General features: G+C 46.6%; 22 protein-coding genes and 1 pseudogene. 15 read left to right on the top strand and 8 right to left on the bottom strand.

Annotated elements, in window-relative coordinates; all coding sequences use genetic code 11:
- The 3 genes from LRP50_RS18465 to LRP50_RS18455 form a co-directional block, all read right to left on the bottom strand.
- The coding region (locus LRP50_RS18465; RefSeq protein WP_274165923.1) for a phage antirepressor at positions 1-570 on the bottom strand (570 nt) is incomplete at its 3' end.
- Entirely contained in the window at positions 567-776 is a 210-nt protein-coding gene (locus tag LRP50_RS18460; RefSeq protein WP_274165922.1) for a hypothetical protein, read from the bottom strand. The genes LRP50_RS18465 and LRP50_RS18460, both read right to left, overlap by 4 nt.
- A 72-nt stretch (positions 777-848) precedes the next feature.
- The gene (locus LRP50_RS18455; protein WP_274165921.1) at positions 849-1,013 is read right to left on the bottom strand and encodes a hypothetical protein; all 165 of its coding nucleotides are present in this window, start codon (positions 1,011-1,013) and stop codon (positions 849-851) included.
- Positions 1,014-1,147: 134 nt separating this feature from the next.
- Between LRP50_RS18455 and LRP50_RS18450 the strand changes: the two genes are divergently transcribed.
- Both LRP50_RS18450 and LRP50_RS18445 read left to right on the top strand, forming a co-directional pair.
- Positions 1,148-1,555 carry an Arc family DNA-binding protein gene (locus tag LRP50_RS18450; protein WP_274165920.1) on the top strand — a complete coding sequence of 136 codons (408 nt, stop codon included), beginning with the start codon at positions 1,148-1,150 and terminating at the stop codon, positions 1,553-1,555.
- A 78-nt stretch (positions 1,556-1,633) separates the two neighbouring features.
- Positions 1,634-2,629 carry a hypothetical protein gene (locus tag LRP50_RS18445; RefSeq protein WP_274165919.1) on the top strand — a complete coding sequence of 332 codons (996 nt, stop codon included), beginning with the start codon at positions 1,634-1,636 and terminating at the stop codon, positions 2,627-2,629.
- Here the strand turns inward: LRP50_RS18445 and LRP50_RS18440 are convergent.
- A complete protein-coding gene (locus LRP50_RS18440; RefSeq protein ID WP_274165918.1) occupies positions 2,557-3,273 on the bottom strand; it encodes a T3SS effector IpaJ family cysteine protease in 717 nt (238 codons plus the stop codon). The genes LRP50_RS18445 and LRP50_RS18440 overlap by 73 nt on opposite strands.
- On the bottom strand, positions 3,274-3,888 hold the full coding sequence (locus LRP50_RS18435) for a DUF6037 family protein (protein WP_274165917.1): 615 nt from the start codon (positions 3,886-3,888) through the stop codon (positions 3,274-3,276). It abuts the gene before it with no gap.
- Between the two features lie 271 nt (positions 3,889-4,159).
- Here LRP50_RS18435 and LRP50_RS18430 point away from each other — a divergent pair, with 271 nt between their 5' ends.
- From LRP50_RS18430 to torA, 9 genes are all read left to right on the top strand, one after another.
- A complete protein-coding gene (locus tag LRP50_RS18430; RefSeq protein WP_274165916.1) occupies positions 4,160-4,870 on the top strand; it encodes a hypothetical protein in 711 nt (236 codons plus the stop codon).
- A 59-nt stretch (positions 4,871-4,929) separates the two neighbouring features.
- Positions 4,930-5,340 carry a phage protease gene (locus LRP50_RS18425; protein WP_274165915.1) on the top strand — a complete coding sequence of 137 codons (411 nt, stop codon included), beginning with the start codon at positions 4,930-4,932 and terminating at the stop codon, positions 5,338-5,340.
- Between the two features lie 186 nt (positions 5,341-5,526).
- A complete protein-coding gene (locus tag LRP50_RS18420) occupies positions 5,527-5,775 on the top strand; it encodes a hypothetical protein (protein ID WP_274165914.1) in 249 nt (82 codons plus the stop codon).
- Between the two features lie 73 nt (positions 5,776-5,848).
- Positions 5,849-6,673, top strand: a complete 825-nt coding sequence (locus tag LRP50_RS18415; RefSeq protein ID WP_274165913.1) for a hypothetical protein — start codon at positions 5,849-5,851, stop codon at positions 6,671-6,673.
- Between the two features lie 337 nt (positions 6,674-7,010).
- Positions 7,011-7,220: a hypothetical protein gene (locus tag LRP50_RS18410; RefSeq protein ID WP_274165912.1), complete on the top strand. Its 210-nt coding sequence runs from the start codon at positions 7,011-7,013 to the stop codon at positions 7,218-7,220.
- Positions 7,221-7,529: 309 nt separating this feature from the next.
- On the top strand, positions 7,530-9,245 hold the full coding sequence (locus LRP50_RS18405; RefSeq protein ID WP_274165911.1) for a PAS domain S-box protein: 1,716 nt from the start codon (positions 7,530-7,532) through the stop codon (positions 9,243-9,245).
- A gap of 216 nt (positions 9,246-9,461) precedes the next feature.
- Positions 9,462-9,641 (top strand): trimethylamine N-oxide reductase system protein TorE, encoded by a 180-nt coding sequence (gene torE / locus LRP50_RS18400; RefSeq protein WP_274165910.1) that lies wholly within the window; start codon positions 9,462-9,464, stop codon positions 9,639-9,641.
- A 42-nt stretch (positions 9,642-9,683) separates the two neighbouring features.
- Positions 9,684-10,862: a pentaheme c-type cytochrome TorC gene (torC, locus tag LRP50_RS18395; RefSeq protein ID WP_274165909.1), complete on the top strand. Its 1,179-nt coding sequence runs from the start codon at positions 9,684-9,686 to the stop codon at positions 10,860-10,862.
- 13 nt (positions 10,863-10,875) lie between these two features.
- A complete protein-coding gene (gene torA, locus LRP50_RS18390; protein WP_274165908.1) occupies positions 10,876-13,359 on the top strand; it encodes a trimethylamine-N-oxide reductase TorA in 2,484 nt (827 codons plus the stop codon).
- 135 nt (positions 13,360-13,494) lie between these two features.
- On the opposite strand, the gene LRP50_RS18385 is transcribed toward torA, so the two are convergent.
- On the bottom strand, positions 13,495-13,908 hold the full coding sequence (locus tag LRP50_RS18385) for a globin family protein (RefSeq protein WP_274165907.1): 414 nt from the start codon (positions 13,906-13,908) through the stop codon (positions 13,495-13,497).
- A 454-nt stretch (positions 13,909-14,362) separates the two neighbouring features.
- Here LRP50_RS18385 and LRP50_RS18380 point away from each other — a divergent pair, with 454 nt between their 5' ends.
- From LRP50_RS18380 to LRP50_RS25750, 4 genes and pseudogenes are all read left to right on the top strand, one after another.
- Positions 14,363-14,926, top strand: coding sequence for a GNAT family N-acetyltransferase (locus LRP50_RS18380; protein ID WP_274165906.1), 564 nt, complete (start codon positions 14,363-14,365; stop codon positions 14,924-14,926).
- Between the two features lie 162 nt (positions 14,927-15,088).
- Positions 15,089-15,928, top strand: a complete 840-nt coding sequence (locus tag LRP50_RS18375; RefSeq protein WP_274165905.1) for an isopenicillin N synthase family dioxygenase — start codon at positions 15,089-15,091, stop codon at positions 15,926-15,928.
- A 151-nt stretch (positions 15,929-16,079) separates the two neighbouring features.
- A pseudogene (locus LRP50_RS25755) lies at positions 16,080-17,600 on the top strand (PAS domain-containing protein); the annotation flags it as partial.
- Positions 17,601-17,723: 123 nt separating this feature from the next.
- Complete coding sequence (locus tag LRP50_RS25750; protein WP_420791238.1) at positions 17,724-18,512, top strand: methyl-accepting chemotaxis protein; 789 nt, start codon at positions 17,724-17,726, stop codon at positions 18,510-18,512.
- A gap of 275 nt (positions 18,513-18,787) precedes the next feature.
- Here LRP50_RS25750 and LRP50_RS18365 read toward each other — a convergent pair whose 3' ends face one another.
- A complete protein-coding gene (locus LRP50_RS18365) occupies positions 18,788-21,682 on the bottom strand; it encodes a methyl-accepting chemotaxis protein (protein ID WP_274165903.1) in 2,895 nt (964 codons plus the stop codon).
- Between the two features lie 7 nt (positions 21,683-21,689).
- Positions 21,690-22,310, bottom strand: a complete 621-nt coding sequence (locus LRP50_RS18360; protein WP_274165902.1) for a hypothetical protein — start codon at positions 22,308-22,310, stop codon at positions 21,690-21,692.
- Positions 22,311-22,332: the final 22 nt, after the last annotated feature.

Genomic DNA, 22,332 nt, shown 5'->3' with positions numbered 1-22,332 from the left:
ATAACCAATCCCGCTTTTTCCATCCGGCCGCTTGTATATCCAGCGATTTGCAGCCAGCCAGGTGAAGAGGGCTTTGGGCTGCAGTTGCAGGTTCTTGGCGGCATCGGTGATACAAAGCGAGCCTTGGCTATCCGCGATGAGGTGATAGGCCTCAACCTTAGGCCGGTCCTCTGCCACTTGGGCTTGCAGCCGGAGCTTCTCTTCTTCTGCTTGCATGGCGAGTTTAAGGATATCCATGCGTGAGAGGTCGGCCGTGCTGTAGCTGCCTGTCTTTCGAATCGAGGGCATCACATCTGACACCACCCAGTCCTCGAACTTCTCCGCCTCGGGTAGTTTTGAGCGCATGATGAGGCGATAGACGTCGCGTTCAGGGATTATTTTTGCAAGCTGTTCACCGCTATTTGTAGGAAGTCGTGTTTCACGCCCCCCTTTGCAGTGTCGATTTACAGCATCTCGAGGGTTGCTGTAGCCAAGAATTGACGCAACATCCTTTGCTACAAACCAGGGTTCACCGCTCTGCTCTATTACCCGGATATTTTCATGCTGGAACTGGAAAGGGATGACGTTCATGCGGCCTCCTTGAACAATTGTTGGCAAGCATGGTCGATGTCGGTGATGCGATCGCTTAACAGCCAAAGTGCATTGGATAGGGTGGCGGCATCGATGGTGCGGTATTGGTCATCGACACAGAGCATATCAATGAGGGCGTTGGCCTGTGCCAACATACGGTTGATATCGTTTTGGATTTCCAAGTGGTTGTTTGTTAGAGTCGACATGTCGATTCTCCTACTGTTGATAGGTGAGTTGACGAGGCCTCAAGAGTTGCCGCTCTTGGGGTCTCACTTTATCTACTGACTAATTTCTTTTTTATCTTCTTTCATCTCTTTAACAAGGATCTGAGTGACGAATGCTGAGTTGCTCATGAAGTTCTCTCTCGCTCGCTTCTCTATCCAGACCTTCAAAGGTGTTGGCATTCTCATACTAAATGGGCTGTTAGCTTGTTTATGTTCCATTGAATATCCTCACACTCATGACTACACGGTGTAGTGAAAAGTAACGCAATGGTTACACGGTGTAGCTATTATCGCAAGTTTGATTTGACTACACTGTGTAACTACTTTTTTGATTTCCAACTGTTGAGATTTTTGTGAGCAGAGATATCGCCCCATTTGGGCTCAGAATGCCTTCAGAACTGAAGAGTGAACTTGAAAGCAATGCCAAAGTTAATAGGCGCTCGATGAATGCGGAACTAATTGATCGCCTAGAAAAAAGCCTCCTGTCCGCCACCACTCCAACCGGCGAGCTCTCTGCCGCTGATGCGAAGAAGCTGGCTGAACATGCTTTGGAAGATGGTGCTGCAGCACTCGTAGCCAAGTGCCTGGAAGAAGTTTCACGAATGGCCCGTCAAGGGGTGACGGAGGTGAGTGCGGATACCGGCTTTGATGCCATCAGCGCAGAGGTGGAAGAGAGTGTCATCCAGCCTGCGAAGGCGAGGCTGGAGGGGCTGGGGTATGTTGTGACTGCGCTCGATTGCAATTTGATAGTGAGGTTCTAAGAGAGTGACAACATGACTTCTTAGCGTTGAAGTCGTATTACCTCACCTATGGATAGTTTCATTAGATAAGGATATGAAATGAGAAGTTTCCGATTTGTCTTTTTGGTTATGTCTGTCATTTTTCTGTCTGCTTGTTCGTCCAACAAGCTCGAACAGGTGCCTATGACACTCGATGTCAAAGGGGAAAAGAAATTGGACGCTGGCATCGCTTACTTGTTGGGGGCTGATGATGGTGTCTATGCGGCTCATGACTTCAAGGGTTATGACCAACTCCTCGTGTTGTCATCAGCTCTAGAGCTTTTAGAAAGTAGAGATTTCGAAGATTTCTCTACTTTTATCAAAGACGAAAGAAACGATGAAGTAATTAGAGTCTATGGAGACTACAAAAACAAATTTGTTTTTAATTTCATTAAGAAAATGGATGAATACACGTTTGTTACAGAGAAAGATGGCCGGACATCAGCCTATTACACTGAGTGGCATTTTTTTGATGAAACGATGATTAAATTCTCAAAAGGTAGTCCGGTACGTATTTACAAACTACCGAGTTTTGAACAGACAAAAGAAATACCGGTATTGTTGCCAAAATATAAGGTTCATCATGCTCTCTCTGAATCCAAAGCATTCCTACACATCTTCAAAGAAGATGGCAATAACCATAAAGTCATAGACTTGGACAATGGCGTTATCTTGTCTGATGGGTATGTTGCTTTGACCGACAGGAGCGAGAAGGTGATTGGAGCCATAAGATTTCATGATGACATTATTGTCTTTATGAAAAATAAAAAGTTAGTTCAACTGGATGAGCGCGGGAATCTCATCAAGGCATTGCCTCTTCAGGTCAGTGTGGAGTCATTCGGTCACGTGGGTGATTGTTTGTCTATTGGTACCGTTGATGGCCATATTGCCTTCATTAACAAAGACCTCTCAACGATTTACGTGACTCAGGAAGTTCATAACGGCTGGGTTTCGCACGTCACTACAGACCAAAAGGGAGTAGGCTACTCTGCTGGCGTAGACAGAAAAGTGGTGTCATGGCCCGTACCTGAGATGTGTTTATCAACTGATGTCTGAGAGAGTGGAATTCTCAAGGTTACCCCTAACCACTCATGCCCGAGCTCTGACTCGGGTATAGAATCCCAATTTACCAGAGCTGGCCAGTCCGGTCGCTCATCCTGTTCAGGGTCAAACCACACACCGTCAGGTTTCATCGCTACGACATGGAGATTTTCCCTATGAAAAACTGCCGTTGGCATCAGGTAGCTATCATCATCAATGGCTAGATTGTCCATACCGCAAAGAATTGGCACATCTAACGCGTTGCTCATGCGAAGTTCTTGCGGGTATGCGGCAGCCAGCTGATTGTATGTACTCTCGTCGCGAAGAATTATCTGAGGCTTAACGCCAAAGCACATCAACACATAAGCCATCGCTGAGATGGCGTTCAGGCCTGAATCTTGGACGAGTTTAGAGTATTCACTTTGATCAATGATCCCCGTGACCAAATAGATTTTTTCTGCAGTTTCCGTGAGAGAGTCTGTCGGTTCAAGAACAACCTGCTCGCCAACAAAAGCACCCTTCGACAAATCGATTTGATAAAGGAAAAGACGATGGGGGACGGGCAGTAATCCCATTACATCAAGACAGGCGGTGAGGCTGTAGGCGCCACATGATATGGAGCCATCAGGTTGTTTGAGATTTGGGAAGTCTTTGTGCATCTATTTCTCTTTCTCCGATTCCTTGAAGTTTGCTTCTTCACTGGTCCAATTTCGGCCCAACTCCTTGGCACTCCATTTCGAAGACGCATTCATTTCTTTGCTGTATTCCCAAGCATCACGGCCTAGGACCAACTTTGTTTTCTCAAGGTTCTCAGTGGATGGGTGGCGCCCTGATTCTTGTGTCCAATACATCCAGGTGTCGAAGTAAGGTCGGTCTCGTTGCTCCGTAATATCCGGTCTTAGACGGATGATTTCTTGTGGAGGCGGGACGTTCTTTTCGTTGGCCTTAGACGGAATGGCGCTATTCAGCTGTTCAAGAAAGTTTCGAGGAATAAGTTTTTGACCGGTATTGGCACCGGAGTTCAGCAGCGCGGCGAGTTCACTGTAATCTTCCCCAAAGTAGGGCTTTATCTTGTAACCACCAACGACATCAAACCGAAAAAACTTGGGGCTGGCACCGCGCGAGGTGAGAGTTAACACAAAAGGCGCATCCCGGGTTGAAAACAAACAGTCGAAGCTAGCTGAACCTGTTTTTACCTGGAACTGCTGCATGTCTGTCTTGATACGAAGCATGCTCTGATGGAGTGCTTTTAGGTTTGTCATTTCAACCCACATAATTACCTCCCACTGGAAAATATGAATATATAACCAGTGTTAATATATACAGGCTCTCAAAAGTGAGGTAAAGTTTTTTGTACAAAAGTTGTACAGTTTAATTTCTTGATAAGTCACGGGTGAATCTTAACCTCATGAAATTGATGTTATTTATTTTCGATTGCTATGGACTGACTAGATTGTAAGGCGTTTGCATGTTTGAAGTGGGTAGAGAGTATAAACGCAGCTCCGAGATTCACGGGGTATATGGTGGCCAAGGGAAAGATAGAAAGTGACGAATGCTGTTGAACTGATGGGGGTTAGCATCGAAACGCTAAAGACTGATCTTGGTATAGGTGGATACATTGTCTTATTGGTTGCCTTACTGGGAATGGCGTTTAAAGGGGTTGTTGCATGGGATAACTTTCACGAACATCGTATTCGTAAGCGTCGCTTTTTATTGACGAAGAGTTTTTACGAAGCACTGGAAGATAAAACATCTGAGCAAGCGAAAACGCTCGCAGCGATACTCGATAACGAGGCAGTCAGGATTTCGACCGAGTTGGATATCGAGTGTCAGCGCCTCACCCCAATTCTGTCGATGTATCGTGAAGGCAATTTGACCATTAAGCAGATCAGGTGCGTGGGCGGTTACCTAAGACCGGCAGGCAGCGCGCAATTTCGATTTGTGTTTAACAGAGCGGACAGCGCTTTAACCCTATTTACCTTATTTATGTGTGTTCTATACGTTGTTAGTGGTCTGGCAATGTTCGTTTTGTTTGCTTTGCTTAAAACCATTTGGTCAGTCTTGGTAGGATTTTTTCTATTGTTTTTGTTTGTGATATTGGCTTTCTTAATAACATCGCAGTTTCGACATTACCTTGAGCTAAGAGAAGTCAAGCGGCAGCTAGTACGGTACGAAAAACTGACAAATCCCGAGTTTAGTCTCAATTTGCTTCATCACTTGTGGGGTAGACGGCAATATCCTGTAGGAGATGACTAAAGGTACCACTGAACCTTTTCACCTAATCCCCTCCAAACTGCCCGCGCTACCGTGCGGGCATGAAGACTGAAACCCTTATCCTCAACACTGATATCTCAGCTCTCGCGACCAATAGCGCCGAGGTTGGGACATCTGTGTGGGCCGAGTTCATCCCTGCAGGTACCGCCATTACCGGCCGTGACGGGCGAAGCTGGGTCAATGACGACCCCAACGCCATCGTGGCTGCCTTTGCTGCTAACGGCGCAGGCCTGCCCATCGACATCGAACATGCCACTGAAATCAAAGGTAAAGCAGGCGAACCGGCGCCTGCGGTGGGGTGGATTAAAGCCCTGCAAGCCCGTGAGGGTGGGACGATCTTATTGCTACTAGGCTATCACGTTCGTTCACTCGCAATACTCAATACTCAATACTCAATACTCAATACTCAATACTCAATACTCAATACACTCACCCGAACTGATGAATTCTAACAATCCCAGAGGCGAGTGATTATTGGCACCACATTAACCGCAGTTCGTGTGGTGCAGGTAAGGCTGTAGGACATTTGAAAGTTCACGAAAGTATCTGCGAATAACGTTGATACCGAGGGGATCAAGCGTACAAGGCAGCTGGTTCCTGACTGGCAATTAGTAGGGTGTGGATTTGATGAGGAGCTTGTGCGTGATGAGCGTATTCTGCTCGCTGAGTGCTTAAAGCGAGCCAAAGATGAGACGCCTGAACAACTTGCCACCCTACAATCAAAAATAGCGCAACGATTGGCTGCTGCGGTTGCCATCATCGACGTAATGGAGTCTGCTGTGTTAAGTGCGATTGAACAACAAGGACATAAGTCAGGTGTTGATGAACTGCTCGATGAGCTCAAATCGACTGCCAATGATGAGCTGTCAAAGCTTGTGGAGGTATAAATGCATGTCTGGGCTGTAACTAAGTGAGGGGCATAGAATTTTCCACACCGGCCACACACGCAAGGAGGTGACGATGAAAATAAAAGCTTGGCTAGGTGTCTTGGTGACGGTGTTTCTGTCATGGATGACAGTAGCTGAAGAGAAGGATATTTATCGACAGTATGTGGATAGAAGTGTTGATCGGGGTATCCCAAAAGCAGTGGAGCGCTGGGCACAAAAAATCCTCAAGGAAGAAGATGAGGAACGTTTTTTGCCCGTGATAGAAGAATTTATCGCAAGTATCTTCTCTGATGCTTTTCGTGAGAGAACGGCAACTACTTATCGGAGAACTTTCAGCGAAGAAGAGATGCAAATAGTGGCTGAAAATATGATGTCTGAAATCTGTGCACCAATTTTCAACCCTGATTTTATCGAGCGTATCAGGAGCGATGAAAAAATGTCAAAAGCAGACATAGCATCTTCTGATAGGTGTTTTGCTGCTTTGCAAGACATCGAGAATGCTACGGAAAAGATCGAGAATCTTGCGGTAATTAACAACGATCTTTATATAGCGTCATTTAACCTTCACTTCGATGAGTTCTTAGAGAAGATTAAGCAACAAAGGTTAATATTTTATATTGTCGATAAATCCAGAAAAACGTTGCCTGTAGAAATAGATGAAGAGCTGACTTGGTCAGATATTGTTGGTGAGTATTTGGTGCTCGAATATATCTATACGTTCAATGATCTATTCGGGGAAGATGAGCCGTATGAATTTGATAGAGAGAGTGTATTGATCGAGGTTTGTAGGGGGTTCTACAACCATTTTCGTGAATATGTATCAGTGAGGTATTCGGTGTTCGACTTAGATAGAAAACTAGTTGGAGAGACAACGATAAGCCTCAGTGAGTGCCCTTAACATGCACCTTTTCACCTGATTCCCTTTTTTACCCTCGCGATAGTTTCTTTACGGGATGGAAGTCGTCGAGTTAGACGGCGCTCCCCGTCCTATCAGGACCGTAAAAGCTCGGGCATCGGCATCGTTGGTACCGCGCCAAGCACGGACATCGACACTTTCCCACTCAATACCCTTGTTCTCATTGCGGGCCGTCGTACTGAAGCGGTACCACTTGGTGACACGGGTCTTTGCCTGCGGCCCTTGATGGTATCTCCGATCAGGCGGAGGCAATGGTGGTGCCATACGCGTCGAAGCGGATAACGATGCCAACCTACAACTGGCCAACCACATTGGGGGCGTGAATACGCAAACCGGCGTCTATGAGGGACTGCAAGCTTTGCTTGCGTCTGAATCCGTGCTGGGTGTTGCCCCCCGTATTTTGATTACCCCAGGCTTTACCGATCGAACCGCCGTGGTCTCTGAATTAGTGGGTATTGCAGAGCGCCTGCGTGCGGTCATTAGCGCCGATGGACCGAGTACCCATGACGCCGACATGCCTGATGTGTAAGTCACTGAGATTTACACATTAAAAATTCGTTCATTAGATTGTTGGAAAAAGCTGTTTCCGAGTTTAAGTATTTGATTTAAAGGCCAGGTTATGTCGTGAAGGGTGTTTACAGTGTAAATAGAAACAGAGACTCAAAATGGTAATCCAGCGTCTTTACAATGGTGTCAATGATGCCTGTCCCCTTAATCTTCCGAGCTTAAGCTTCTCGCCAAATATTCATGTTTGTTGGTATTAGAATCCCTGTCTACTATTTATACAAACGCAACGAATATGAATCACACACCTCCTACTTATGACAGGTTTAGAGATATGGGATTGTTTGGAAGCAAATCAGATGGTGTTAGCAAGCAGATTCTGGATAAAGCATCAGACGCGATTGTATATACCGACAAGAAAAATCGAATTCACTATATGAATACCTCTGCGGAACGTTTCTTTGGCGTTTCTGGGAGTGACAAAGTAGGGCAGGATATCAGTACGTTACAGCTTGGCGCCCTACAAGAAGGTACAACACGCATTGAACTTCAAAACCACGAAAATAAGAAGATCTGGTGCGATCTCTCATTCAACAAAATTTCAGTTTCTGGTGGTTTGGGGTGGTCAGTCTTTATCCGTGATGTGACGGCAGAAGTCCTTGCTCGTGAACGTTCAGAGCAAATGGTATCGCAATCAGTGAATGCTGTCGTTTCTATTGATGGTCAAAATTGTGTCACCTATATGAACGATGCTGCCGTGGCATTGTGGGGGTACAGTAAAGAGGAAGTCGTCGGGCAAAATGTCAAAATGCTTGTTCCGAAAGACATTCGCGCGTTCCATGACACCTACGTCAACACCAATCGCGAATCAAAAGTCGATATCATTGTTGGCACGAGTCGCGATGTGGAATTTGAGCGAAAAGACGGCAAAAAGTTGTGGGCGAATCTATCACTCTCTCGTATCGAAGTGGGTGACGAGGTGGGCTACACCGCGTTTGCTCGTGACATTACTCTAGAGCGCCAGGCTCGAGAAGAAAATGAACAAGTGCTTCGACAGGCGATCGATGCCGTCGTCAGTATTGATGCCGACAACAACGTGACATTCTTTAACCCTGCAGCAGAAGAGCTTTGGGGATTCAACAGTGATGAAGTCGTTGGCAACAATGTTCGTATGCTAGTGCCTGATGAGTTTCAATCCAACCACGATAATTTCGTGAACGCGAATCGCCGAACGGGCAACAACAAGATTGTGGGCTCTGCCCGTGAACTGGAAATGCAGCGTAAAGATAAGTCACGTATTTGGGTGAATTTCTCGCTGTCAAAAGTCGACATTGGCGGCAACATTGGTTACACCGCGTTTGTGCGGGACATTACCGAGCAGCGCACGGCACAAGAAGCCATCAATCAAACCTTGTCACAGGCGTTGGATGCAGTTGTTACCATCGATGAAAACAACATAGTTACTTTCTTCAACCCTGCCGCTCAACAACTTTGGGGCTATGATCCGTCAGAGGTCGTGGGTCAGAACATTAAAATGCTCGTGCCGCCAGAAATTCAAGCTAACCACGATGGTTATGTCAACGCGAACCGTACAACGGGTCAAGATAAAATCGTCGGCTCTAGCCGAGAAGTCCCCGTTCACCGTAAAGACGGAAAACTGGCCTATGGTTTGCTCTCTCTGTCTAAGGTGGAGGTGGATGGGAAAACCATGTACACCGCGTTTGTCAAAGATGTCACGGCGCAAGTTCAACAGCGCGAAGGCATGAGTGAGATTATGGATGGCGTGGCAAACTCAAGTTCAGAAATATCCAATATTGCGAAAGTGATTGATGGCATTTCTGAGCAAACCAACTTACTTGCATTGAACGCCGCGATTGAAGCGGCGCGAGCGGGTGAGCATGGCCGAGGGTTTGCTGTGGTGGCTGATGAGGTGAGACAACTCGCTTCGCGTTCATCGGAGTCAACCAACGAGATTAACCGCCTTTCTGATGATACGCAGAAGCTGCTGGACGAATTAGCAGAAGTCCTCAAAGTATCATCAAGTCAGTAATTTTAGACATGGGGACGTCCTGTCCCCATCCTTATATTTTAGTTAATTGTGTACTTCTCGCCCTACCCCTTACCGTACTGTAAACAATGACTTTATTTTTAACCCTGAGTCAATAAAGAGACAGCCTTCAATTACCAATCTCCTAGACTACTTTTGTACATAAATTTAATGCTGGAACATTCTCGTGTGTCGACACCGAGACAGAGGAAATAGGTCATGAGCCAACAAGAAGCAGATATTGTTCAAGAGCCAGAAAAGCATAGCTATGAGTGGCGTGCATTCTTTTTTATTGCCGTCTTTCTGTTCCCGATTTTGAGTGTCATGCTCATCGGTGGCTACGGTTTCATCATTTGGATGAGTCAGGTGTTCTTTTTCGGCCCTCCAGGGCATGGCTAATTACCGCAACACCTCCCGAGTGATGAATAAGAGCAGATAACGATGAAAGAATTTTTATTAAAACTCTGGGCGACGCTGAAACGTCCAGCAACCAAAATCAGTCTTGGCACATTGACCCTTGGGGGGTTCGTCGCTGGGGTGATTTTCTGGGGTGGTTTCAATACAGCATTAGAAGCAACAAACACAGAAGCGTTTTGTATCAGTTGTCATTCTATGCGCGACAATGTCTACCCTGAACTGCAGCACACGGTGCATTGGTCTAACACTTCTGGCGTGAGAGCAACGTGTCCAGATTGCCACGTCCCACACAATTGGACTGATAAAATTGCGCGTAAAATGCAGGCCAGTAAAGAAGTATACGCACAAATTTTTGGCGTGATTGGCACACGAGAGAAGTTTCTTGATAAGCGGCTAGAGCTTGCTCAACATGAGTGGGCAAGGTTTTCGGCGAACGGCTCTGCCGAGTGTAAAACCTGTCACAAATACGAAAGTATGCAGATTGAAAACATGCGCCCAGCGGCACGCCTACAAATGGCGCAAGCTGCAGAGCGTGATCAAAGCTGTATTGATTGTCACAAAGGGATTGCCCATCAGCTGCCCGCAGAGATGGATTCAACCGGCGGTATGCTTGGCAAGCTGATTTCAATGTCTCACAGCACCAGCTACGACAAAGACAAACCCGTCTATAGCGTTAACTTCCTAGAAATGTACGTCGACAAAGAGCTGACCACCGACGGTGGTGTACTTGAGCCTGCTACCAAGGTCACCGTGATTGATGACAGCAAAGAGGCCATCAGGGTCTCTATTACTGGCTGGCGTAAAATGAAAGGTTTCGGTCGAGTGATTTATGAAGACTTCGGGTTGAATATTGCCTCGGCAGCCCTGTCAAAAGCGGTGGCTCAAAGCGATACCGATGTACGCACATTTGAAACCAAAGAAGACGATTTGACCGGATTGACATGGCAACGTGTCGAAGTGGATTTGTGGGCGAAGAAAGCCAACTTCCTCGACAACATCGATCCTGTCTGGACGGAAGCGAAACAAGCTTACGACACAAACTGTAGCTTGTGTCATACCCAGCCCGATGTTGCACACTTTGATGCCAACACGTGGCCAGGCATGTTTGATGGCATGATGGGCTTTGTGAATTTCGATCAGGCAACGCAGGCGCTGGTGTTGAAGTATCTGCAAAAACACTCCAGCACATTTGCTGATCACTGAGAGGAATAGCGACATGGCGATGAATAGACGTTCTTTTTTAAAACGCATGTTGTCTGTCAGTGCAACCGTTGCGATCGGGCCAAGCCTGTTAGTTGCGACGGACGCGGAGGCGAATGCGGAATTGCTCGAAGGTGCATGGCGTACTTCTGGTTCCCACTGGGGAGCTTTCCGAGCACGGGTTGTGGGCGGCGAAGTGGCCGAAGTGGTGGCATTTAGCCATGACAAACATCCCACGGAAATGCTTGAGGGTATTAAAGGGCTGATTTACAACCCGTCGAGGGTGAGATACCCGATGGTGCGACTCGATTGGCTCAAAAAATCGGAAGGGTGGAATACGACGCGCGGAGATAACCGTTTTGTGCGTGTCACTTGGGATCAAGCACTCGACCTGTTTTACGAAGAATTGGAGCGGGTTCAGAAAACTTACGGGCCTTCTGGCTTGCTAGCGGGTCAGACCGGTTGGCGTCAAACTGGGCAATTCCACAGTTGTACCACGCACATGCAGCGCGCCATTGCGATGCATGGTTCCTTCGTTAAAAAAATCGGGGACTACTCGACTGGGGCAGGGCAAACCATCATGCCGTATGTCCTAGGGTCAACGGAGGTGTATGCGCAGCAAACATCGTGGCCTTTGGTGTTGGAACATGCCAAACAAATCGTTATTTGGGCCAATGATCCCATCAAAAACGCCCAAGTGGGCTGGCAGTGCCCGACCCATGATGTGTATGGCTACTTTGCAGAGCTAAAAGACAAAGTGGCCAGTGGCGACATTAAAGTTGTTTCTGTCGATCCCGTCGTGAGTAAAACGCAGGATTATCTGGGTTGTGATCATCTGTATATTAACCCGCAAACTGACGTGCCATTTATGTTGGGTATTGCTCACACACTGTACACAGAAGACCTCTACGACAAAGATTTCATCAAGCTCTACTGCCTTGGTTTTGAACCATTCGTTGATTATGTGATGGGCAAAAGCAAAGACAAGGTCGAGAAAACCCCTGAGTGGGCGTCTCAGATCTGTGGTGTTTCCGCAGAGAAGATCCGCGAGTTTTCGCGCATGATAGCAAGCGAACGCACTCAGCTGATGTTTGGCTGGTGTGTACAACGTCAACAGCACGGTGAACAGCCTTATTGGATGGGCGCTGTTATCGCTAGTATGCTTGGTGGCATTGGCCTTCCAGGCGGCGGGGTGTCTTATGCCCACCACTACAGCGGTATTGGTGAGCCAGCAACTGGCGCAGCAGGTCCTGGTGGCTTCCCTCGTAACCTCGACCCCGGCATGTCACCGTTGCATCCGAATCCGGATTTCAAAGGCTACGCAAGCACCATCCCTGTGGCGCGTTGGATAGAGTCCATTGAAGAGCCAGGAAAAGTGATTAACCACAATGGTAACAAAGTGAAGTTACCACCGATTAAAATGGTTGTGGTTAGCGGAAACAATCCGTGGCATCACCACCAAGATCATAACCGGATGAAGAAGGCGTATTACAATATTGAAACCGCCGTCACCATCGATTTTGCGTGGACCGCCACTTGTCGTTTTTCTGACATTGTCTTACCAGCCTGTACCCAGTTTGAACGCAACGACATTGACCTCTACGGTGCCTATTCGGCAACGGGCGTATTGGCCATGCACAAGCTGGTGGATCCGCTTTATCAATCGCGGACTGACTTTGATATCTTCAAAGGCTTAACACAGCGCTTTGGTGCAGGAAAAGACAAAGAATACGCGCAAGAAATGACAGAAATGCAATGGGTTGAGAAGCTCTATAACGAATGCGTAGCTGCCAATAAAGGTAAGTTCGAGATGCCTGATTTTCGCACCTTCTGGAAAGATGGCTATGTGGGCTTCGGCGAAGGCAGCACCTTTGTTCGCCATGCGGCATTCCGTGAAGATCCCGAGTTGAATCCATTGGGTACACCTTCAGGCTTCATTGAGATCACCAGCCGTAAAATTGGCAGTTTTGGTTATGAATATTGCCAAGAACACCCAATGTGGTTTGAAAAAGCCGAGCGTTCTCATGGTGGGCCAGGTTCGTCATCCTTCCCGTATTGGCTGCAATCTTGCCACCCAGATAAACGCCTTCACTCCCAAATGTGTGAATCCCCAGCTATCCGTGAAACCTATACGGTTCAAGGGCGCGAGCCAGCATATATCAACCCTGATGATGCTAAAGCAAAAGGCATTAAAGACGGGGATTTGATTCGCGTGTACAACGACAGGGGGCAACTCATTGCAGGAGCCGTGGTATCAGCTAACTATCCGCCGGGTGTGATTCGTATTCAAGAGGGGGCTTGGTATGGCCCAACTGGCTCTGAAATCGGTGCGATAGATACCTATGGTGACCCGAATACCATGACACTGGATATCGGTACATCCGAACTTGCGCAAGCGTGCAGTGCTTACACCTGTTTGGTTGAATACGAGAAATTTAGTGGTGAAGCGCCTGCAGTGAATGCCTTTAGCGGCCCTATCGTGGTAGTGCCGTCAACGTAACATGGAACTTGATGTCTTTTGGCAGAAGACGGAAAGTTGCAGATGATAGGTTGCACAAAAAAAAGAGCCGATGGTCGGCTCTTTTTTTATGCTGATTGATCACTATTGCCACCCCACCCGGTGTGTTAACACGAGTTACGCGGCCATTTCAGCTTTCATGGTATCGGCAACGAAGTGCAACAGTGCCACCCAAGCAGCGCGAGTTTCTGGTGTGAAATCGTCTCCCAACCCAACTTTCAGTGTGTGGAGTAAGGCATTGCCGACGGGAGTGAAGTGTGATTTTTTCACCCCATACCCTTCATGCCTTTTAGCCAGTTGCTGCAATACAGGCAATAACTGTTCAGGGGAATTCAAGGTACTGACCGCTGCATGGAGCATTGCCATCAACTTGCGACCTTGTTGTTTCATGTCGCCTTTAAATAAAGCTTTTAGTGACGGATCATAGGAGAACAAGGTGTCATAAAATATCTCTGCGGCTTTCAGAGATATAGGTTCAACCTTTTTAAAGCTCTCTGTGATCAATGTGACTTGGTGTGCTGTTAACGCCATGACAAGAATCCCCAAAAGATGATGCAATGAATATCGTTATTTGTAATGTGCTCTATCAAAAGGTTAGGAAACCCTAGCTCATTGTCCAGTTAACTTTTCTGTAATATGACGTGCAGTGATCCGCGATGTAAATGGAACGCGCTTAACATCCATAATTGGATCTCACCAATGTTATTGATTTTCCAATTAGCGATTTCAGTGGTTTGTTAGATAATTTAATGAAACGTCTTCTCGTATTATTTTGGAAATAGACGAGTGATAGTGGGCGTTCATAGCGTGATAAATAGAGGGAAATTATCTACTGAACAATCTCTTAGTCACAGCTTGGATGTAGCGTCTCAGATTTTGCATGCGTCGGTATTGAAGCGCATAACTGGTTTGTCCTGATGTGAATCGGGTTCGCGCTACATTATGAAAAAAAGACCGTCACAGCGGCGAAATGACAAGGAGTAGCATGTTTACATTTAGCGATATTTGCTTGCGGCCTGCTAAAGCAGAAGAGCGGGACCATCTTTGGCACTTCATCTATGTGGAAAACGAGTGGAAAGTGCATGATGCCCCCTATTTCCCATTGGAGCATCAATCCAAATTTCAGTTTCGCCGCCATTTGTTTAAGCGCTTGCGAGAAGCGAAAACGGCCATCGTCATTGATTATCACGGAGAAGCCATCGGCTATCTTTCCTGCTATTGGGAAGATCAGTCAACACGTTGGCTAGAAGTGGGCATTACTATTTTCACTTCAGCGCATTGGGGAAAACAACTTGGCCGAAAGGCACTCACGTTATGGATTTCCCATTTGTTCGAACACTATGATGTGGAGCGAATTGGGCTAACAACCTGGTCTGGTAACCCCCGTATGATGAAATGTGCGATGGCGCTAGGGATGCAAGAAGAAGGAAGGATCAGGAAAGTACGTTTCCACCAAGGTCAGTACTATGACTCTTTACGCTATGGTGTATTGCGTGACGAGTGGCAGGCTCTGCGAAAAAAAGACGGTAAACTGCGCTGTGTTGGCTAATGTACCCAAACAATCTGATGGCCTCTGAAATCGAGCATCTTCAAGTTAATTGGGTATACACCTCTGCCTTATTGAGTGGTTTGAGTATACTTGAAATGCCCACGACAGGTTTCGACATACGTGGGTATATAACAATCACAAACCATAAGAAAGTGAGTCACCATGAAATTGGAAGCCGTCGATTTCAACGCGCCCGATGCCGCGGCGCGTTTTGTTGAATCTCTGCGAAATACAGGATTTGGCGTACTGAAAAACCACCCGATTAACCAAGACCTTGTCGCGTCTATCTATCAAAATTGGCAGCAGTTCTTCGACAGTGAAGACAAGATGCAATTTCGTTTTAACCCTGAAAGCCAAGATGGTTTGTTCCCTTGCAACGTGTCTGAAGTTGCCAAAGGTCAGCAGCAAAAAGACATCAAAGAGTTCTTTCACTATTACCCGTTGGGACAGTGCCCTGATGCACTGAGAGAAGAGCTGCAAGATTATTACGATCAGGCTAATGGTTTGGCACAACAACTCCTCGCATGGGTGGAAGCTCACTCCCCAGCGGAAGTTTCTCAGCATTACTCGCAATCATTGTCGAGCATGATTGATGGAAGTGACAAAACGTTGCTTCGTGTCTTACATTACCCGCCGATGCAAGGTGATGAGGATCCAGGCGCAATTCGTGCAGCAGCGCATGAAGATATCAACTTGTTAACCATCCTACCTGCAGCGAATGAACCCGGTTTGCAGGTGAAAGGCAAAGACGGTGACTGGTTAGAGGTTCCGTGTGATTTTGGCAACCTCATCATTAATATCGGTGACATGTTGCAAGAAGCGTCTGACGGTTACTTTCCGTCAACCACGCACCGTGTGGTTAATCCCGAAGGTGTAGATATGCGTAAATCTCGTATTTCCTTACCTCTATTTTTGCACCCGAAGCCAGATGTGGTGTTGTCTGAGCGCTATACCGCAGACAGCTACTTGATGGAGCGCCTACGCGAGTTGGGACTGATTTAGTCAATTCAACATTGATGAAATATCAAAGCCAGCATGATGCTGGCTTTTTTTGTGGGCAGTCACCCAAAATATTATTGATTTAAAACGAGTCTTAGCAGGAAGAATGTGTCTCATCGACTAGAATTCTAGTAACTGAATAGGAGAGGCGTAAATGCAAAGCTCAATACTATCAAACTTGAAGCGAGTCATAGGCAGTGTGATTGGCTCTCACACCGACATTGGAAGCGATGCCAAGGCGAAGATCGCTGCGCTTGATAAATCGATAGCGATTATTGAATTTGATCCCTTGGGAAAAGTGCTTTCCGCCAACGATAACTTTCTGAAAGTGATGGGATATCAACTTTCAGAAATTGAAGGTAAGCACCATTCAATATTTGTAGAACCTTCTTATGCTAATTCGTCGGATTATCGAGATTTTTGGGCGCAATTGAACCAAGGAAAGTCCTTTTCTTCACAATATAAACGGCGTGGTAAAAACGGTGTGATTGTCTGGATACAGGCGACCTATAATCCGGTTGTTGCTGAAGATGGCAGTGTTGAGAAGGTCGTTAAGTTTGCTGCAGACATCACTCAGGAAAAGAACCAAAGTGTAGATTTCTCAGGGAAAATGGATGCGATAAACAAGGTTCAAGCGGTGATCGAGTTCGATTTGCAGGGGAATATTCTCATGGCAAATGAGAACTTCTTGAGCGTCATGGGATACACATTAAAAGAAATCGTTGGGGAGCATCACTCTCTTTTTGTTGAACCTGAGTTTTCGCGCTCCGCTGACTACAAGAAATTTTGGGAAACGTTAGCCACAGGCAAAACGGTGACTGAGCAATTTAAGCGCTTAGGCAAGGGCGGAAAAGAAGTGTGGATCAGTGCATCTTACAATCCTATTTTTGATGACGAAGGGAATCCCTTTAAAGTAGTGAAATTTGCCACTGATATTACCGAACACAAGTTACGTAACGCTGATTTTGCGGGGCAAATACGGGCTATTGGTAAGTCGCAGGCGGTCATTGAGTTTGAACTTGATGGCACCATTCGCAATGCCAATGATAACTTTCTCAATGCAACGGGCTACAAGCTGGAAGAGATAAAGGGTAAGCATCACTCCATGTTTGTCACCCACACCTTGGCTTCTTCTAACGAATATAAGGATTTTTGGAAGCGACTTGCAAAAGGAGAGTTTCAAGCCGGTGAGTACAAGCGTGTTGGCAAAGGAGGGCGAGAGATTTGGATTCAGGCATCATACAACCCCATCATGGATGCCTCAGGTCGACCCTTCAAAGTGGTTAAATACGCCACTGATATTACCAAACAGAAATTGAAGAATGCTGATTTCGAAGGTCAGATAGAAGCCATTGGGAAGTCGCAAGCGGTTATCGAATTTGACATGAGCGGCACGATTGTTTCTGCCAATGACAATTTTTTGAATGCGATGGGTTACACCTTAAATGAAGTGAAAGGTCTTCACCATTCCATCTTCGTTGATCCCAAAGAGAGTAACTCGGCAGAGTACAAAGCGTTTTGGGAGAAACTCAATCGCGGGGATTTTGAAAGCGCAGAGTTTCGACGTATCGCAAAAGGGGGGCGAGAAGTCTGGATTCAGGCATCTTACAACCCGATTCGTGACATCAATGGCAAGCCATTCAAAGTGGTCAAGTATGCGTCTGATATTACGGCGAAAAAGCGGGCAGTCTCCTTGATCAGTAATTGCTTGTTGTCTTTATCTAAGGGCGATCTTGATCATACCATCTCTGAAAAACTGGATGATGAATTTGAACCTGTACGTGATGCCCTTAATTCGATGATTGCTCATCTTAATACCTTGGTAAAAGACATTGTGAAAGCGTCTAACTCTGTCAGCTCAGGGGCACGTGAAATTAAGCTTGGAACCAGCGACTTGAGTGACAGAACTGAAAGTCAGGCGGCCAGCTTGGAAGAAACTGCCGCAAGCATGCAAGAGATTACTGCAACAGTACAGCAAAATGCTGATACCTCGCAAAATGCCGTTAAGCTCGCCACTGAAGCAACGCAGAAGGCGGAACTGGGCGGCAAAGTGGTCACGGAAGCGATCGGCGCGATGGCTGAAATTGAAAAATCGAGCAATCAGATCTCAGACATTATCGGTGTGATCAATGAAATTGCCTTCCAGACTAACTTGTTGGCATTGAATGCGGCTGTTGAAGCAGCCCGTGCGGGTGAACAAGGAAGGGGATTCGCTGTTGTCGCCGGTGAGGTTCGAAATTTGGCGCAGCGAAGTGCGAAGGCATCTGTTGAAATCAAGGAGCTTATTAACGCGAGCGTTAACAAGACCAAAGATGGCACACATTTAGTCAGAAAATCAGGTGAGAATCTTGATGAGATTGTCGAAGCTATAAAGAGCGTATCGACCTTGATCAATGATATGAGCACGGCGAATACCGAGCAGTCGCAGGGCATTGCAGAGATAAATCGCGCAGTGACAGAGATGGACAACATGACACAGCAAAATGCAGGTCTGGCGGAAGAGGCAACAGCTGCCAGCGAGAATTTGTTAGCTGAAGCGGAAGGGCAGCGAGAATTAGTGTCGTTTTTTAAAACGAAAGCAGGTTAATGGTCAAAATGGCTTAAGGTAATGTCAGTGGGTTAGTTAAATGCGTTGATATATATCCTTGATGCATTGCGACTTTTACGAATTACTAAAAACGGGCATAAGTCCGTTTTTTTATGTCAGTAAGTGAGCCTTTTTATTGCAGCAACCTCGTCCTTTGTGCTGTTTGTTGATGCACTAACCTCTATACCCCCAAACAACGCTACCTAAACAATCTGAAGATGCAGGATGATTGGTCCCTACATGGGCTCTCTATGGACCTCTACAAGGTTATCACTTTAAAATTCGCTCGTACCTTTGCTGATATTGCTTCCTTCATCATCATCCTCATCTTCGTCGTCAAAAATCAGGTGATCGGCAATTGAGTTTGTCGTGTCATGATCTTGATTGCTTAGCTCTGTGGTATGGTTTGGCAAGGCAAAGAAGGCCAGCATTTCAGTCATGTCTTGCGACAAATGCCACATGCTTTCACTGGCCGTTGTTGCTTGCTGCACAAGCGCCGCATTTTGCTGCGTCATGTCGTCCATTTTGGCGATGGCCAAGTTAACTTGTTCAATGCCCACACTTTGCTCTTGTGCAGCATCTGATATCTCTTCCATTTTGCTGCCAACATCTTCAACCATGGCGACGATTTCTGTCAGGGTTTTTCCAGACTCTTCAACCAAGTCAGAACCAATGGCCACTTTTTTCTTACTGGCTTCAATCAGATCTTTTATCGCTTTAGCTGCGTTAGCTGAGCGTTGAGCAAGATTACGTACTTCACCCGCGACGACGGCGAACCCTCGCCCTTGTTCTCCTGCGCGAGCAGCTTCAACAGCCGCATTCAATGCCAACAAATTGGTCTGAAAGGCTATTCCGTCAATGACAGTGGTGATTTGGGTGATTTCGTCGCTGGCCTCCGTAATGTCACGCATCGCATCAATGGTTCGTGAAATGGTATGGCCGCCCTCACGCGCTTTGGCGCGCGCTTTCATGCTGACCATTTTTGTTGAAAAGGCATTCTCTGCACTGTGTTTCACTGTCCCAGTCATTTGCTCCATACTTGCGGCGGTGGACTGCAAAGACGTTGCTTGTGCTTCAGTTCGTGCGCTTAAATCTTGGTTGCCGGTGACTATCTCTCGCGAAGACGCAGCGACTGTCGAACTGGTTTCACGAATGCTATGGATGACGTCAGTCAATTTGTCGATGGTCTGATTGGTGTCTTTTTTAAGCTGGGCAAGTCGGCCACTGTAATCCTTCTCAACCTGCTGAGTGAGATCGCCCTTAGCCATGGCTGCCAATATGTGTTGCATATCAGCCAGAGAGTTATCGACATTTTCCGTCAGTAAGTTCAGGCCTTCCGCTAAGTTATAGAAAAAACCCTCTTTGCCTGCCAACTCAATACGCTGACCAAATTCCCCTCGTGTGGCACGAGACACTACTTCGGCAATTTCACGCTCAATCGCGACTTCTGCAGTACGATCTTTCCATTCAATCGCGGTTCCAATACGATCCCCATTAATATTCCGCATTGGCATTGCATTTATGGTCATGACTTTATTGCCCACACAAAATTCGCTGGAGAATGGTTGCGAAAGTGATGAGAGGATTTTACGCTGCTTGGCCGGGTGGCGGTGGAATGCATCAATGGATTTTCCGATGATGTCATCTGGATTGAATCCTTTGATTTCTTGTGAGAAATCGCTTTTTGCTTCACGTAACATCGCGGATGCTGCTTCATTGAGGTAAATGACTTCATTGTCGTTGTTTGCCAGCATGATGTTGTTTGAGACACCATCTAACGCTTGTCTAACCTGAGCATTTTCCTCAGCAATGATACGTGATGTATGTTCATAATCACGCTTTGCTTGTTCTGCCAATTCTGCATTGTTGAGAGAAAGGTTGGTGGCTTCTTTGATTGAAAGAAGGTCACCACAATAGTCACCTTGAATGCGAACACTGAGGTCACCTTCAGAAATTCGCGCCATCACTGTATTGATTTCACTGAGGGCATTTTGTGTCGCATCCATCAGGGAATTGAATGCGGCGGACGACTGGCTGATTTCGTCATTCCCTTTCACAGTAAGGCGAAGTGAATAATCCCCTGTTCTTGATATTTGTTTAAGGCTACGCGTCATTTTTGTAAGAGGGGTTGTAACTGAGCGCGTAATCAATACAGCAATGACAATACCCAAAATGACCCCAACCACGCCCGTTAGAGCGAGAACGGTGGTGATCTCCTTGTTTAGATTGTCGAGTGTTTTCACGTCAGTGTTTAGCGCTTCTTCTTGGAGGGAGACGATTTCTTCGATGAGTGTTAGGGATAGGGTCGCGAGTGGAGACGCTTTTGTGCCCAAGAGATACTGAGACATGTTCCACTGCTCAGTATCTCTGACCTCGAACATTTGCATCACCACTGGCGAGAACTGGTCACGATAATCACTGTATTCTCTGAAAAGCTTGGCTTGCTCGCGAGTCAGAAGGTGCTTTTTATCTTCGATGGCGAAGAGATTGTTTTCATTGGTTGTCCATTTTTCAAAAAAAGTGGATTTAAACACGACCTCGCCACTAATAAGGTATGAACGTGCGGCGGCAAGACCCAGAGAAAACGAAGCGCTTGATTCAGCAAATAATCCGAGTAGCTCCTTACGCTCTGGCGTTGAGGGCAAGTCCCGTTCGATACTGGTGAGTAGATTGATGGCAGACACCAACCGCATCATGATGGGTTCAACCTGTTCGGCATAGATCTTCATGGCGGGCTGTTCATCTGCTGTATGCGCGATGCGTTCTATGTCATCTTGCGCTGCGCGATACAGACGAAGGTTGTCTTTTAACGTCTCTATTTTGGCCATGTATTTGTCGTTATTAATATGTGAACTACTGATAGCCTGGCTAAGGACGACGAGTTGTTCCTCGATGTTTTCCCATGTGGTTTGCCGTTTTGACAAAAATTCATCATCGCCAAGAACCACATATCCGCGCAAGATCGCCAAAGATCGGTTTACCTCCGCAACCAACTGATTGCTCGCCAACGTGGCAGGGAATGTCTTATCAACAAGCTCACGCTCAAGGATATTGACATCAGCGAGACGTTGATTAGACAAACTGACTGCGGCAACCAAAATAGTCATGATCAAGCCAAAACCAAGGACTAGGCGTTTACCAATCGTGTAGCGGAAATATCGACGATTCATGAATTCTTCACTCACTGAGTTCTAATGGTTGACCAAGCAAGATGGTCAGCTTTCTGTTGATCAGATCGACAAGGGCATAAACATCGGACGGTGTTTTGTCTCGTGAATAGGTTCGTTGCGAGTAGAAATCGCCAAACGTATTCGTGGGTTCAAGTACCGCTAGCGCTTCAGAGAATGTGTCTAAACTGGCGCCAGCCAGTAAAAATACTTCGGCGGGAATCGCCTCTTTAGCCTCGCGCTTGATGCGTTTGACGGGTTCAACATTCTGTTGTTTAGCGAAGACATCGATATCGTCGCTGAGCTTGCCAAGAGCGACGAAGACTTGTTCCGGTCGGTAGCCGTTTACGGGCACAATTTTTCGTGGCAGCTTGCTGGTTAACTTGGGTTGGTATCGATACGCGTAGTGCATGACCATCGAGTCGATGTTTTTTACCAACGAGTAAACCTGAGTGGGGGTCAGCTCGCCGTACAATTTTGAGTATCCATAATCAATATTGGCTGCTTTTGAGGTGTTAGCGGCAAGTGCCGGCCATGCAGTTGCCCACGCGATGAGGGTGATGAATAGGGTGACATTAAGATTCAAAGGTCGCTTGATTGGGCGAGCATAAATCTTGGTTAAATGCTTCATTCCTTAAATTCTCACTGCATCA

It is taken from the genome of Enterovibrio gelatinilyticus, from assembly GCF_028683095.1.
Classification (GTDB): domain Bacteria; phylum Pseudomonadota; class Gammaproteobacteria; order Enterobacterales; family Vibrionaceae; genus Enterovibrio; species Enterovibrio gelatinilyticus.
This window is presented reverse-complemented; position numbering and strand designations above follow the sequence as displayed.